The 14,018-nt window shown below is 69.4% G+C and carries 10 protein-coding genes; 5 read left to right on the forward strand and 5 right to left on the reverse strand.

Annotated features, from left to right (window positions below; all coding sequences use genetic code 11):
- Positions 1-22 precede the first annotated feature (22 nt).
- Positions 23-2,002: a methyl-accepting chemotaxis protein gene (locus AC1DMQ_RS04740; protein WP_477032394.1), complete on the reverse strand. Its 1,980-nt coding sequence runs from the start codon at positions 2,000-2,002 to the stop codon at positions 23-25.
- Between the two features lie 267 nt (positions 2,003-2,269).
- On the opposite strand from AC1DMQ_RS04740, the gene AC1DMQ_RS04745 reads away from it, so the two are divergent.
- Positions 2,270-4,297, forward strand: coding sequence for a sulfatase-like hydrolase/transferase (locus AC1DMQ_RS04745; protein WP_477032395.1), 2,028 nt, complete (start codon positions 2,270-2,272; stop codon positions 4,295-4,297).
- Positions 4,298-4,411: 114 nt separating this feature from the next.
- Here the strand turns inward: AC1DMQ_RS04745 and AC1DMQ_RS04750 are convergent, their stop codons facing one another.
- A complete protein-coding gene (locus AC1DMQ_RS04750; protein ID WP_477032508.1) occupies positions 4,412-5,362 on the reverse strand; it encodes a tyrosine recombinase XerC in 951 nt (316 codons plus the stop codon).
- Positions 5,359-6,039 carry a DUF484 family protein gene (locus tag AC1DMQ_RS04755; protein WP_477032396.1) on the reverse strand — a complete coding sequence of 227 codons (681 nt, stop codon included), beginning with the start codon at positions 6,037-6,039 and terminating at the stop codon, positions 5,359-5,361. Before AC1DMQ_RS04755 ends, AC1DMQ_RS04750 begins: the two co-directional genes overlap by 4 nt.
- Before the next feature lie 163 nt (positions 6,040-6,202).
- Here AC1DMQ_RS04755 and AC1DMQ_RS04760 point away from each other — a divergent pair, with 163 nt between their 5' ends.
- Positions 6,203-8,365: a primosomal protein N' gene (locus tag AC1DMQ_RS04760; RefSeq protein WP_477032509.1), complete on the forward strand. Its 2,163-nt coding sequence runs from the start codon at positions 6,203-6,205 to the stop codon at positions 8,363-8,365.
- A 34-nt stretch (positions 8,366-8,399) separates the two neighbouring features.
- Here the strand turns inward: AC1DMQ_RS04760 and AC1DMQ_RS04765 are convergent, their stop codons facing one another.
- Complete coding sequence (locus AC1DMQ_RS04765; protein WP_477032397.1) at positions 8,400-9,971, reverse strand: MDR family MFS transporter; 1,572 nt, start codon at positions 9,969-9,971, stop codon at positions 8,400-8,402.
- 250 nt (positions 9,972-10,221) lie between these two features.
- Positions 10,222-11,001 carry a TerC family protein gene (locus tag AC1DMQ_RS04770; RefSeq protein WP_477032398.1) on the reverse strand — a complete coding sequence of 260 codons (780 nt, stop codon included), beginning with the start codon at positions 10,999-11,001 and terminating at the stop codon, positions 10,222-10,224.
- A 117-nt stretch (positions 11,002-11,118) separates the two neighbouring features.
- Here AC1DMQ_RS04770 and AC1DMQ_RS04775 point away from each other — a divergent pair, with 117 nt between their 5' ends.
- The 3 genes from AC1DMQ_RS04775 to AC1DMQ_RS04785 all read left to right on the forward strand — a co-directional run bounded on the left by AC1DMQ_RS04775 (position 11,119) and on the right by AC1DMQ_RS04785 (position 13,999).
- Complete coding sequence (locus tag AC1DMQ_RS04775) at positions 11,119-12,216, forward strand: acyltransferase family protein (protein ID WP_477032510.1); 1,098 nt, start codon at positions 11,119-11,121, stop codon at positions 12,214-12,216.
- A gap of 67 nt (positions 12,217-12,283) precedes the next feature.
- Positions 12,284-12,988 carry a CHAP domain-containing protein gene (locus tag AC1DMQ_RS04780; RefSeq protein WP_477032399.1) on the forward strand — a complete coding sequence of 235 codons (705 nt, stop codon included), beginning with the start codon at positions 12,284-12,286 and terminating at the stop codon, positions 12,986-12,988.
- A gap of 51 nt (positions 12,989-13,039) precedes the next feature.
- Complete coding sequence (locus tag AC1DMQ_RS04785; RefSeq protein ID WP_477032400.1) at positions 13,040-13,999, forward strand: magnesium transporter CorA family protein; 960 nt, start codon at positions 13,040-13,042, stop codon at positions 13,997-13,999.
- Positions 14,000-14,018 lie beyond the last annotated feature (19 nt).

Consider the following 14,018-nt stretch of genomic DNA (forward strand, 5'->3'; position numbering starts at 1 on the left):
AGGGCGGTACGCTTACTGAACCCTAGAATTCTTCCCAGTCGTCCGAGCTCGGCTGGGCCGAGCCGGCGAAGGCGGCCAGCTTGGCCTGGGCCGCGCGGACCGGGTTGGCGCCGGGGCGGCTGGTCGCGGTGGCCGGGGCGACGGACGGGCGCGGGGCCGGGCGGGTCACCTGGGTGGCCGGAGCGGCGCGGCGGCTCGTGGTGACGGCGGCGCTTGCGCCGTTCACTTGGAAGCGCCCGATCATCTGCATCAGGCCGTTGGCCTCGCCCTTCAGGGCGTGGCTGGCGGCGGTCGACTGCTCGACCATGGCGGCGTTCTGCTGAACGGTCTGGTCCATCTGGTTGACGGCGGCGTTGACCTCGTTGAGGCCGGTGGCCTGCTCGGCGCCCGAGGCGGCGATCTCGCTGACCAGGCCGTCGATCTCGCTGACCTTGCTGACGATGGCCTGCAGGGCCTCGCCGGTCTGGCCGACCATCGACACGCCTTGGCTGACCTGCTGGGTCGAGGACGAGATCAGCGTCTTGATCTCCTTGGCCGCGTCGGCCGAGCGCTGGGCCAGGGCCCGCACTTCCTGGGCCACGACCGCGAAGCCGCGGCCGGCGTCACCGGCGCGAGCCGCTTCGACGCCGGCGTTCAGGGCCAGCAGGTTGGTCTGGAAGGCGATCTCGTCGATGACGCCGATGATCTGGCTGATCGACTGCGAGGACTTCTCGATCTCGTTCATGGCGTCGACGGCGCCGCGCACCACCACGGCCGAGCGTTCGGCGTCCGAACGGGTCGAGGTGACGACGCGCGAGGCTTCGACGGCGCCGGCCGACGAGCGCTTCACCGTGGCGGTGATCTCGTCCAGGGCGGCGGCGGTTTCCTCCAGGCTGGCGGCCTGCTGCTCGCTGCGGCGCGACAGGTCGTCGGCGGCCGAGGCGATTTCGTCCGAACCCGAACCGATGCTGTTCGCGGCGTGGACGATGGTGCGCATGGCGTCTTCCATCTGGGTGATGGCGCCGTTGAAGTCGCTCTGCAGGCGCTGGTAGGCCGGCGGGAAGGCGGCGTCGACGCGATAGGTCAGGTCGCCGTCGGCCAGGCGGGTCAGGCCCGTGGCGATGTTCTCCATGACGAAGGCCTGCTCGCGGGCGGCGGCCTCGGCGGCTTCCTGGTTGCGGGCGCGTTCGGCTTCGGTCTCGGCGCTGGCGCGTTGCTGGGCGGCCTCGGCGGTGCGCAGGGCCAGGGCGTTGTCCTTGAACACCTGGACCGAGCGGGCCATGGCGCCGACCTCGTCCTTGCGCAGGGCGCCGACCACTTCGACGTCCACCGAGCCCTGGGCCAGGACTTCCATGGTGCGCGACAGGTTGTTCAGCGGAGCCGAGATCTTCGAGCGGCCGATCCACAGGGCGAAGACCATGGCGGCGGCCGAGGCGACCAGACCGAACAGGATGGTCATTATCGTGCCGGCCCTGTTCTCCTTGGCGCTCTTGGCCACCATGGCCTTGGTCTCGTCGTTGTGCTTGTTGGTGTAGGCGCTGACGTCCTTGCTGAGGCTGGCGATGTCGGGATCGATCACGCCCATCACCATCTTGGCGGCCTCGCCGGCGTTCTGAAGACCCAGGTCGGCGCCTTGGCGGGCGCTGGAATAGATGCCGTCGAGGCGGTTCTGGAAGCCGGCGACCTGCTTGGCGGCGGTCGGGTCGGCCTTCTTGAGGGCGTCCAGGTTGGCCTTGGCTTCCTTGTAGGCCAGGTCGATCTCGTCGCTGGCGGCCTTGGCCTCGGCCGAGGCGCCGTCATTGGAGACGGTGCGATAGGCCGCATAGCCGATGGCGGTGACGCGGCGATTGAAGCGCGAGCTTTCCAGTTCGGCGGGCGCGCGCTGTTCGACGAGCACCTTGGTGTCCGCCTCCGCGTCCATGGACTGCCAGGCCCCGACGCCGGTGATCGCCAGGGCGACCACGGTCAGGATGACAGCCGGCAGGGCCACCTTGGTGGAGATCTTCAGATCGTCGAACTTCATCGCTAACCCCATGTCCGGTCGTGCCCGAAAAGGGGTACGGGCTCCGGTCTTGGGGTCAGAAGCCGCCAACGCCGTAAAAACGCGGTTAACTGCCAGGCTTTGGCCGCCCGCGAGCGACGGAATGTCACAGCGGGGACCGGGCGCGCCGGCTCTGGTGTGCGCTCATAGGTGATTGCGACATCATAATTTCAACCTAATAGTGCATAGCTGGGCCGCGGCGAGGGAGCGCGCCGCCCGACGTGGGGAGGCCCCTGGGGGGAGATGCACATGACCGACGCGACCCGGCCCAACATCCTGCTGATCACCTGCGACCAGTACCGCTTTCCGCGGTTCTCCTACGGACCCGAGGCGGGCTTCGCCGAGCCGCTGAAGCGAATCCTGGGCTTTCAGCGCGAGGACGACGACCACAATCCCTACGCCAGGTTCTTCCCCGGCCTGCTGGCCCTGCGCGCGAACGCGGCGCTGCTGCGCAACCACACCATCGCCGCGAGCGCTTGCACGCCCAGCCGGGCGACGATCTATACCGGCCAGTACGGGACCAGGACCGGAGTCACCCAGACCGACGGCCTGTTCAAGAGCGGCGACTCCTACAACTTCCCCTGGCTGGCGGCGGACGGCATCCCCACCCTGGGGACCTGGATGCGCCAGGCCGGCTACACCACCCACTATTTCGGCAAGTGGCACGTCAGCAATCCGCCCGAGCACTCGCTGGACCGCTACGGCTTCGACGACTGGGAGGAGTCCTATCCCGAGCCCCACGGGGCGGCGATCAACAATCTGGGCGTCTATCGCGACGCCGGCTTCACCGACCAGGCCTGCGCCTTCATCCGCCGCAAGGCCCTGGCCCTGAACTACAACCGCGCCACCGCCGACGAGCAGGCCCAGGACCCTTACGCCAACGGACCCGATCCGACCGACATCCCGCCCTGGTTCGCGGTCGCCTCGTTCACCAACCCCCACGACATCGCCACCTATCCCGCGGTTATCGCCCAGGCCCTGCCGACCCCGGACAATTCGGGGACCCAGTCGATCTTCGGTCCGCTGACGGTGCCGTTGCAGGGCCAGAAGACGCCGCCGCCGACCGCCGGCACGCTGCAGATCGCGCTGAACGCCCTGGGCTTCCCGCAGGACTGCGCCTTGCCGTCGCCCACCCAGAACGAGTCCCTGGCCGACAAGCCCAGCTGCCAGCACGACTACGCCTACAAGGTGGGCCTGGCGCTGAACGCCAAGACCGGCTTCAACATCGTCAACGGCGCCCGCTCGCAGCTGGAGGCCCAGTTCCCCCGCCTGCCGGACAATGACGAGCGGGCCTTGGACACCGCCGCCAAGCTGGCCCTGAAGGCGGTGATCCCGTTCCAGCTGAGCGACGAGCCCGAGCGCTACGCCCTGGAGTTCCTCCAGCTCTACGCCTGGCTCCATTCGATCGTCGACACCCACGTGGCCGCCGTCCTGAAGACGCTGGAGGACACCGGCCAGGCCGACAACACCATCGTGATCTTCCTGGCCGACCACGGGGAGTACGGCGCCGCCCACGGCATGATGATCGAGAAGTGGCACACGGCCTATCAGGAGGCCCTGCACGTGCCGGTGATCGTCCGGTTCCCGCCGTCGACGAAGGTCGTCGAGGACGAGCCGGGGACGGGTCGTGGGCCGCTGGGTTGCACGCCGCGCCAGATCGACGCCCTGACCAGCCACATCGACATCCTGCCCACCGTGCTGGGCCTGGCCGGGGTGACGGCCGAGCAGCGGGCCGGGATCGCCGAGACCCTGGGCCGCCACCGCCCCGTGCCGCCCCTGCCGGGCGTCGACCTGTCGGGCCTGCTGAAGGGCCAGACCGATACGGTGATCGAGCCGGACGGCGGCCAGCGCCAGGGCGTGCTGTTCATCACCGACGACGAGATCACCGCGCCGTCGCCCTCGAACGACGATCCCGCCAACCTCAAGTGCGACAAGGAGTTCGCGGTCTACAACCGGGTGGTCGACCAGGTGAACCACGACCATCCGGGCGTGAACCTGGCCCCTGGCTCGGTGCGCCAGCCCAACCACGTGCGTTGCGTGCGGACCGCGCGCCACAAGCTCAGCCGCTATTTCGATCCGTCCGGCCAGGCGGCCCAGGAGTGGGAGATGTACGACCTGACGCTGGATCCCAACGAGGCGGTCAATCTGGTGGAGGTCAAGCGCTCGCCGCCCACCGCGCGGGCCGACCTGCCGTCGCCGTTCGTGGCGCGCGAGGTGCAGGCCGAGGCGGACAGGCTGGCGGCGTTGCTGGCGGCGCTGGAGGCGCGGGACCTGTAGGAACGGGGACATGCACTCGTGCGTGTCCCCACTCTGGCAATGCCGTTCGCGAGATAGGCGCCAGCACCGCGCTCGAGGCTGGGGACACGCACGAGTGCCTGCCCCCGATCGTTGTCACGCCCGCGGATGGGCCTTGCCGTAGGCCGCCAGCAGGCCCGCCGCGTCCACCTGGGTATAGCGTTGGGTGGTCGACAGCGAGGCGTGGCCCAGCAGGTCCTGGATCGAACGCAGGTCCGCGCCCGCCCCCAGCAGGTGGGTGGCGAACGAGTGGCGCAGGGCGTGCGGCGTGGCGCGGTCCGACAGGCCCAGGCGGCCGCGCAGGTTCTGCATCGTCGCCTGGACGTGGCGCGGCGACAGCGGCCCGCCGCGCTTGGCGCGGAACAGCGGATCGTCGGGTCCGAGAGCGAAGGGCAGGGCCGCCAGATAGGCGTCGATCCGCTCACGGACGATGTCGAGCACCGGCACGATCCGGGTCTTGCCGCCCTTGCCGGTGATCCGCAGGGTGTCGGCCAGGGGCGCGTCGCGGTGGGTCAGGGACAGGCCCTCGGAGATCCGCAGGCCGCAGCCCCACAGGAGGGTCAGCACCGCCTCGTCGCGGGCCACCTCCCAGTCCTCGCGGTCGGGATCCATCGACAGCTCGGCGATCAGGCCGTGAGCCTGGTCCTCGGACACCGGACGCGGGGCGCCGACCTTGATGCGTGGCCCGCGCACCAGGCCGATGGCGGCGTTGGGCGTGTCCAGCCGGTGGTCGAGATAGCGGTGGAAGGCGCGGATCGACGACAGGCTCTGCGACAGCGAGCGGGGGGAGAGGCCGTCGTCAGCCTTCGAAGAGGATGGGGCCGTTGAAGACGAGGGCTCGCGGCGGAAGGCCAGGTAGGCGCGCAACTCAGCGGCGGTGATCGTCCCCATGTCGGCGACCGAGGACGGCTCGCCGCGATGGCGCTCCAGGAAGTTAAGATAGGCCAGGACGTTGTCGCCATAGGCCCGCACGGTGCGCGGCGAGGCGCGCCGCTCGTTGGCCAGATGGTCCAGCCAGGCGGTCAGGGCCTGGCGGGCGCCGGTCACAGGATCGGCCAACGCTCGGCCGTGCGCTCGACGACTCGGGCCAGGAAGGCCACCAGGTCCGTGCCCATGTCGGCCGTGAAGCCCTCGGGGTCTGCCGAGCCGAAGGCCAGCAGGCCCTGGCGCGAAGGCTCCCACAGGGCCATGCGGACGATGGCCATGCTCTTGATCTCTTCGATGCGCTCGCCGAACAGGCCCAGCGCGGGGGCGTGGAAGCCCATGCGGGCCACGCCGTGGTCGCCCATGGTCATGTCGATCTGGCCGGCGATCAGGCCGTGCCAGCCGGCGGGCACCCGGCCCGGGCCTTCCAGCACGACGACGCCGGCCGCCAGGCCGAAGCGCAGGATGGCCATCTCGTCGACCCGGCGGGCCAGGTCGGAATGGTTGCGGGCGTCCAGCAGGTCGATGACCGCGGCGTGGGTCTGGGCCTGGGCCGAGAAGTTGGCGCGGGCGGTGGCCTCGATCCGGCGGCGGACCAGGGCCTCGCGCTCGTGGGCGGCCGAGATCCGGGCCAGGGCGGCGGGTCCGAAGTCGACGATGTTGCTGGCGTCGGGACGCAGGCCCAGGTCGCTGAGCAGGTCGGGATCGCTGTGCAGGAAGTCGGGCTCGGCCAGCAGGAAGTCGCGGACCAGCGCGGGATCGACCGTCAGGGGCAGCCTGGCTTGCGTCGCGTCGGTCATGGCTGGTCCTACTCCGTTCGCACTTCGTCCCCATATGTTCACGTCGGGGACGAGACCGATGAAGCCCCAAGTCGGTTAACAGCGGCTTGATGGCGCGGCGACGGCTCCTCTCGACCTGGGGATGTTTCCGAGGCAGAACCCAAGTCCCTTCATGTCTGGTCCCATGCCCCGCATAGCCTCCGTCCTGCTGCCCATGCCGTTGCCCGAGGCGTTCGACTACGCCGAGCCGGAAGGCCTGGGGTTGGAGGTCGGCGACCACGTGACCGTGCCGCTGGGTCCGCGCGTGATTCGCGGCGTGGTCACCGCCCTGCGCGACGGGACCGGCGGCAACCGGCCGCTGAAGCCGGTGCTGGAGCGGGTGGACGATCCGCCGCTGCCGCCGGGCGTCCTGACGTTCGTGGAGTGGGCGGCGCGCTATTCGGTCGACATTCCCGGCTGGCCCCTGGCCATGGCCCTGCGCGGCCTGCGCCATCCGGCCGCCAAGCCCGACAAGGCCCTGGCCCTGACCGGCGCCCAACCGGCCAAGATGACGCCCGCGCGCCTGAAGGTTCTGGCGGCCGCCGAGCGAGGGCCGCTGGCCTCGGGCGCCCTGGCGGCCGCCGCCGGCGTCTCGGCGGGCGTCGTGAAGGGCTTGGTCGACGAGGGCGTGCTGGCCGTCACCTGGCTGGAGCCGGACACCAGCTTCCCGCAGCCCGACCTGTCGCTGCCGCCGCAGACCCTCAATCCCAGCCAGCAGGCCTCGGCCGACGTGCTGGCCCAGATGCTCGGCGCCGGCGGCTTCCAGGCGGCCCTGCTGGACGGGGTGACCGGCTCGGGCAAGACCGAGGTCTATCTGGAGGCCGTGGCCGCCGCCCTGGCCGCCGATCCCGACAATCAGGTGCTGATCCTGCTGCCCGAGATCGCCCTGACCCAGGCGGTGATCGCCCGTTTCGAGAGCCGGTTCGGCGCGGCCCCGGTCGAGTGGCATTCGGGCGTCTCGCCGCCCCGCCGCCGCCGGGCCTGGGAGGGCGTGGCCACCGGCAAGGCGCGGATCGTGGTCGGGGCCCGCTCGGCCCTGTTCCTGCCGTTCCGCAAGCTGCGGCTGGTGGTGGTCGACGAGGAGCACGACGGCTCGTTCAAGCAGGAAGAGGGCTTCATCTACCAGGCCCGCGACCTGGCCGTCGCCCGCGCCAAGATCGAGGGGGCGCTGGTGGTGCTGGCCTCGGCCACCCCGTCGCTGGAAAGCCTGTGGAACGCCCAGCAGGGCCGCTATCGCTGGCTGCGGCTCAGCGCCCGCCACGGCGCCGCGCAACTGCCCGACATCGCCCTGATCGACATGCGCGAGACCCCGCCGGAGCCCGGCCGCTGGCTGTCGCCGCCGCTGGTCAAGGCGGTGTCGGTCGCTCTGTCGCGAGGGGAGCAAAGCCTGCTGTTCCTGAACCGCCGGGGCTATGCGCCGCTGGTGCTGTGCAAGGCCTGCGGCGAGAAGATGAAGTCGCCCGACACCGACAGCTGGCTGGTCGAGCATCGCTACACCGGCCGCCTGGTCTGCCACCTGACCGGCTTCTCGATGAAGAAGCCGGACGCCTGCCCGCACTGCGGGGCCAAGGACAGCCTGACCTCGATCGGCCCCGGCGTGGAGCGGGTCGAGGAGGAGGCGCGCCACCTGTTCCCCGACGCCCGGGTGGCGGTGTTCTCGTCCGACACGGTGTTCGACGCGGCCGGGGCGCGGGCCCTGGTCGACAGCATGGCGGCCGGCGAGATCGACATCCTGGTGGCCACCCAGGCCGCCGCCAAGGGCCACAACTTCCCCAACCTGACCCTGGTGGGGGTGGTGGACGCGGACCTGTCCCTGCGCGGCGGCGATCTGCGGGCCGGCGAGCGGACGTTCCAGCTGCTGGCCCAGGCGGCGGGGCGGGCCGGGCGGCACGAGAAGCCGGGCCGGGCCCTGCTCCAGACCTATTCGCCCGAGCACGGCGTGCTGCAGGCCCTGAAGGCCCAGGACCGCGACGCCTTCGTGGAAGCCGAGATGGCCATGCGCCAGGAGGCCGGCCTGCCGCCGTTCGGACGTCTGGCGGCGGTGATCGCCACCGGTCCCGATCCGGTGGCCCTGGAGGCCTACTGCAACGCCCTGGCGGCCGCGACGCCCAACGCGGAGGGTGTCGAGGTCTTCGGCCCCGCCGACGCGCCGCTGGCCTTGGTGCGGGGGCGGCGGAGGAAGCGGTTCCTGGTGCGGGCGGATCGGTCGGTGGACCTGCAGGGCTTCCTGGCGGCGTGGCGGGCGCGGGCCAAGGTCCCGAACTCGGTGCGGGTGGTGTTCGACGTGGATCCGTACAGCTTCCTGTAGGGCGCGGATAAGGCCCCAATCGCGCGCTGGGCTCTTAAACCGGCTCCTTCTCCAGCACCGGTTCCGGGCCCGGCTGCCGGCTGCGCAGCGGCAGTTCCGGGATCATGAAGATCACCACCAGCCCCGCCACGATCACGACCAGGCCGGCGGCGAACACGCCGGTGATGGCGTGGGTCAGGGCCTGGGCCAGGACCGGATCGGCGTGACGGGCCGCGCCCTGGGCGGTGGCCTTCAGGGCCAGGCCTTGCAGGGAGCCCAGGTCGAAGCCCTGGCCCTCGGCGCCCAGGCGGTGGGTCAGCAGGGCGCCGAACAGCGCGACCCCGATCGTCGAGCCGATCTGGCGGAAGAACTGGTTGGAGCTGGTGGCCACCCCGATGTCGCGCACCTCGACGGCGTTCTGGGTGGCGATGTTGAACATGCTCTGGCCCGGTCCCAGGCCCAGGCCGACGATGGCCATCCGCCAGCACAGGTCGGGCAGGGTGGTGTGGGCGGTCACCTGGGTCAACAGCCCGATCCCGACCAGCAGCAGCACCGCTCCGCCGATCATCAGTGGCTTGTAGCGGCCGGTCTTGCTGACCAGCTGGCCGGCGGCGGTCGAGGCGACGATCAGCCCGCCCATCAGCGGCAGGATGGCCAGGCCGCTGGTCGTGGCGTCCACCCCCAGGCCCAGCTGCATGTAGAGCGGCAGGTAGGTCACCACGCCCAGGAAGGCCATGGAGATCAGGAAGCCGGCCAGATTGGCGGTGGCGAACACCCGGTTGCCGAACAGCCGCAGCGGCACCAGCGGGTTGCTGACCCGGGTCTGGGCATAGAGGAACAGGGCCAGCGCCACGGCCGCGAAGGCGAACAGGCCCAGGCTCTGGGGCGAGCTCCAGGCGAAGTCGTGGCCGCCCTGGCTGAGCGCCAGCAGAAGCGGCACGAAGGCGGCGATCAGCAGGATCGCGCCCAGATAGTCGACCGCGCCCGAGCGCCGGTGCTCCAGCGGCGGCATCTTCACCAGGATCATGAACAGGGACAGCAGCGACAGCGGCAGGTTGACGTAGAACACCCAGCGCCAGCCGGCGATCACGTGGCCGCCCAGGTGCACCGTCCCGTGGTCGGTGAAATAGCCGCCGATCAGCGGGCCCAGCACGCTGGCCAGGCCGAACACCGAACCGAAGATGCCGGCGAACTTGCCCCGCTCGCGCGGCGGATAGAGGTCGGCGATGATCGCGAAGGCGGTGGTGAACAGGGCGCCGCCGCCGATCCCCTGCAGGGCGCGGAAGACGATCAGCTGGACCATGCCGCTCATGCCCAGCACCGGTCCGAACTCGCCGGACAGGCCCGACAGCCACGAGCCGGCCAGGAAGATGGCGATGCCGGCCAGCAGCACGGGCTTGCGCCCGTAGATGTCGCCCAGCTTGCCCCAGATCGGCACCATCACCGTCGAGGTCAGCAGATAGGCGGTGGTCACCCACGAATAGAGGGTCAGGCCGTTCAACTCGGCGATGATCCGCGGCATGGCCGTGGAGACCACCGTCTGGTCCAGGGCGCTGAGCAGGAAGACGATCATCAGCCCGGCCAGGGTCATCCGGCGCTCGGTGTCGGTGAAGGTCTGGGTGGTCATGCTGTCCCCACGTACGTCCCTGGGGCCGCTTCATGCGGGCGGCCCGCGCGGTTCGCAAGCGGGAAAGGTTCTCCCCCTGTGGGAGAGGTGTCGGCGAAGCCGGCGGAGGGGGGCGTGGTCTGCGGACAGCCGCCGCCAGGATCGACGATCCCAAAAACTCCCCCCACCGATCGCTACGCGATCGCCTCCCCACAGGGGGGGAGGGTCGTCGAGGTTGGGGACAGGCGCATGCGCCTGTCCCCGTCCCAGGCTAGTGCTTTTTGCCCCCGCCCTTGCGGCGCGACAGCATGTTCAGGCTCTCGACGCCGGCCGAGAAGGCCATGGCGGCGTAGATGTAGCCCTTGGGCACGTGCACCCCGAAGCCCTCGGCGATCAGCACCGCGCCGATCATCAGCAGGAAACCCAGGGCCAGCATGACGACCGTCGGGTTGTTGTTGATGAAGTTGCCCAGCGGGTCGGCGGCCAGCAGCATCACGGTCACCGCCACGATCACCGCGATGATCATGATCGGCAGGTGATCGGTCATGCCCACCGCGGTCAGGATCGAGTCGATCGAGAACACGATGTCCAGCAGGATGATCTGGAAGATCGCCCCGCCGACGTTGGAGATCGCCGCCGTCTTGACGTCCGGGGCGGACTCGTCGGCGTCGGGATCCATGCTGTGGTGGATTTCCTTGGTGGCCTTCCAGATCAGGAACAGGCCGCCGGCGATCAGGATCAGGTCACGCCAGGAGAAGGCCGTCTCGAAGGTCGGTTCGCCGTGAGAGAGCGGACCGGCCAGGCCCAGGTCGAACACCGGGGCGGTCAGGCCCACGATGAAGGCGATGGTCGAAAGCAGGACCAGTCGCATGATCAAGGCCAACGAAATGCCGATCCGACGCACCCTCTGTCGATGTTCGGGCGGCAGCTTGTTGGAGAGGATTGAGATGAACACCAGGTTGTCGATGCCAAGCACGACTTCCATGACGATCAGCGTGACCAGGGCGGCCCAGGCGGCTGGGCTCGCGGCGAGGTGAAGGAGTTCGTTCATCGTACCGATCTAAATTCCGGTTCGGAAAACGCGCCATCGCCTCCCCCTCAAGAGGCGCCGTCCATGCAAGGAACGCGACGGAAGCCCCCAGGCTTCGCCGAACCGAGAGTCGACATGATGCCAGACGCCGCCAATATCAAGCCCCTGACGGCCCTTCGGTTCTTCGCCGCCTTCTGGGTGGTGATGTACCACTATTGGCCGAACCTCTCGGCGGCGGTCCCGCCGGCGATGATCGGCAAGGGCTATCTTGGGGTCGAGGCGTTCTTCACCCTGTCGGGCTTCATCCTCTGCCACGTCTATCTGCAGGGCGTCGGGAACGGGCGGTTCCGCTACGGCGACTTCTTGTGGAACCGGCTGGCGCGGGTCTATCCGCTGCACCTGGTGACCCTGGCGGGCGTGGGCCTGATGGCCGCCGCGGCGGGCGTGGCCGGCATCGCCGTCGACCACAACATGCTGGCCTGGAGCGCCCTGCCGGCCAATCTGTTGCTGGTCCAGGCCTGGGGCTTCGCGCCGGTCTCGGGCTGGAACCATCCCTCGTGGTCGATCTCGGCCGAGTGGTTCGCCTATCTCAGCTTCCCGACCTTCGCCTGGGCCGCCTGGCGGCTGCGCGAGCGGCCGCGCCTGGCCGTCGGCCTGGCCCTGGCCTTGATCGCTGTCCTCTATCCGCTGTTCCAGAAGCTGGCGGGCTTTTCGCTGACCGAGGCGACGATCCGCTGGGGCTTCCTGCGGATCGTGCCGTGCTTCGCCTACGGCTGCGCCCTGCACGCCCTGTGGCGCTCGGGCGCGGTCACCGGCCGCTTCTCGGGCCTGGGCGCCTGCCTGGCGGGCGCCGCGGTGCTGCTAGCTGTGCAGTTCGGTGCCCCCGATCAAGTGATTGTCATGACCCTGGGCGGGCTGATCGTCATGCTGGCGGCGATGGCCGCGACCGGGTCGCGCGTCGCGACTCAGGCCCCGCTCGTGTATCTGGGCGAGATCAGCTACTCGACCTACATGATCTGCATCCCGTGGAAGATCCTGGCGGTCAATGCAGCGCTCAAGGTTCTGAAAATCGATGGAGATCAGCTGCCGCTCTATGCTTGGCTGTTGGTTGTCGCCGCGCTGGTTCCGCTGTCGGCGCTGTCCTATCACATCATCGAAAAGCCGGCGCGGGAGCACATGAAAGCTTGGGCGAAAGAGCGGAAACAGCGACGCCCTGCCACAGCTGAAGCCGGATAAACAGACTTTTCATATTTCCCTGCGAGGGTTATCCCTTAACCCTAGTGACGCGGGGAGTACCCACAGCATGACGAAACGGACGAGAGCCCTATGGGGTTCCCTGGCCGCTGCCGCCATGATCAGCCTTGTGCCGATGTCCGGCGCGGTCGCTGACGGGTATTGGCAGTGCGTCCCGTTCGCGCGTCTGATGTCGGGAATCCAGATCTTCGGCGACGCCCGCACCTGGTGGAGCCAGGCGATCGGCAAGTACGATACGGGCTTCGTGCCCCGCGCCGGCGCGGTGCTCTGCTTCAAGCCCACCGCCCGCATGAACCTCGGCCACGTCGCCTTCGTCAGCCAGGTGCTGACCGACCGCGTGATCCAGGTGACCCACGCCAACTGGTCGATCATCGACGGCGGCCGCGGCCAGGTCGAGAAGGACGTCACCGTCGTCGACGTCTCGCCGGCCGGCGACTGGAGCGAAGTGAAGGTCTGGTACGACCCGATCCGCGACCTGGGCACCACGGTCTATCCGACCCACGGCTTCATCTATCAGAACAACCAGGCGGTCACGATCGCCGCCGCGACCAGCAAGCTGGCCCTGGCCCAGAACGCCGCGGTCTCGCTGGCCAAGTCCGCCGCCAACCAGGTCGCCGCCTCGGTCCGCGCCAGCTCGCCGCTGGACATGATCAACCAGGCCGCCGACTCGACCGACCGCATCGCGGCCCTGATCGCCCAGTCGCAGTCCTCCACGCCGCCGCAAGACGCCGAAAAGCCGCAAGCCCCGCGTTGACGGCGTGCGCGCTCTGGGCCATGCCCGGCGTGTGAACAAGGCTGACTCCACATGCTGAGGGTGCTGCGCCATGGCGCGCCGGGTTTCGAGCCCGGCGGCTTGACGCCCGACTGGGTGTTGCCCGCCGACGCGGTGTGGATCGAGCTGGTCAGCCCGACCCGGGCCGAGGAAGTGGCGGTCGAGAAATCGATCGGCCTGCTGCTTCCCACCCGCGAGGAGATGGCCGAGATCGAGGCCTCCTCGCGCCTCTACCAGGAAGACGGCGGCACGTTCATGACCGCCACGGTGCTGGTCAACGCCGACGGCGACCTGCCCACGGCCGCACCGGTGACCTTCGTGCTGACCGGCGACCGGCTGGTCACCATCCGCTATGTCGAGCCCAAGTCGTTCGCGGCCTTCGCCGCCCAGGCCGAGCGCCAGCCCAGTCTGTGCCCCGGCGGCGCCCAKACGTTCCTGGGGCTGCTGGACGCGGTGATCGACCGCACGGCCGACATCCTCGAGCGCACCGCCGCCGAGGTCGAGGGCCAGTCGAGGGTGATCTTCAGCCGCCCGCGCGGGGCGGCGTTCGAGGCGATCCTCAACCGCCTGGGCCGCGCCCAGATCGTCAATTCCAAGGCCCGCGACAGCCTGGTCAGCCTGGCCCGTCTGCTCAGCTTCGCCTCGCTGGCCGGCCAGTTCGAGGGCGACAAGGAACTGCGCGACCACCTCAAGTCGCTGCAGCGCGACGTCCAGTCGATCACCGACCATTCGGGCTACCTGTCGGGCAACATCACCTTCCTGCTCGACGCGGCTCTGGGCCTGATCAACATCGAGCAGAACGCCATCTTCAAGATCTTCTCCGTGTTCTCGGTGATGTTCCTGCCGCCCACCCTGGTGGCGGGGATCTACGGCATGAACTTCGCGCACATGCCCGAGCTCAACTGGCTGCACGGCTACCCGTTCGCCCTGGTTTTGATGGTCATCGCCGCGGCCGGGCCGCTGCTATGGTTCAAAAGACGCGGATGGCTTTGACTTTTCGAGATAAATCGAA

Source organism: Caulobacter sp. 05L422, from assembly GCF_056397765.1.

Bases quoted from the DNA above. Each gene is read 5' to 3' on its own strand.
- AC1DMQ_RS04740 (WP_477032394.1), bottom strand. From the start codon at position 2,002: ATGAAGTTCGACGATCTGAAGATCTCCACCAAGGTGGCCCTGCCGGCT.
- AC1DMQ_RS04745 (WP_477032395.1), top strand. From the start codon at position 2,270: ATGACCGACGCGACCCGGCCCAACATCCTGCTGATCACCTGCGACCAG.
- AC1DMQ_RS04755 (WP_477032396.1), bottom strand. From the start codon at position 6,039: ATGACCGACGCGACGCAAGCCAGGCTGCCCCTGACGGTCGATCCCGCG.
- AC1DMQ_RS04760 (WP_477032509.1), top strand. From the start codon at position 6,203: ATGCCCCGCATAGCCTCCGTCCTGCTGCCCATGCCGTTGCCCGAGGCG.
- AC1DMQ_RS04765 (WP_477032397.1), bottom strand. From the start codon at position 9,971: ATGACCACCCAGACCTTCACCGACACCGAGCGCCGGATGACCCTGGCC.
- AC1DMQ_RS04770 (WP_477032398.1), bottom strand. From the start codon at position 11,001: ATGAACGAACTCCTTCACCTCGCCGCGAGCCCAGCCGCCTGGGCCGCC.
- AC1DMQ_RS04775 (WP_477032510.1), top strand. From the start codon at position 11,119: ATGCCAGACGCCGCCAATATCAAGCCCCTGACGGCCCTTCGGTTCTTC.
- AC1DMQ_RS04780 (WP_477032399.1), top strand. From the start codon at position 12,284: ATGACGAAACGGACGAGAGCCCTATGGGGTTCCCTGGCCGCTGCCGCC.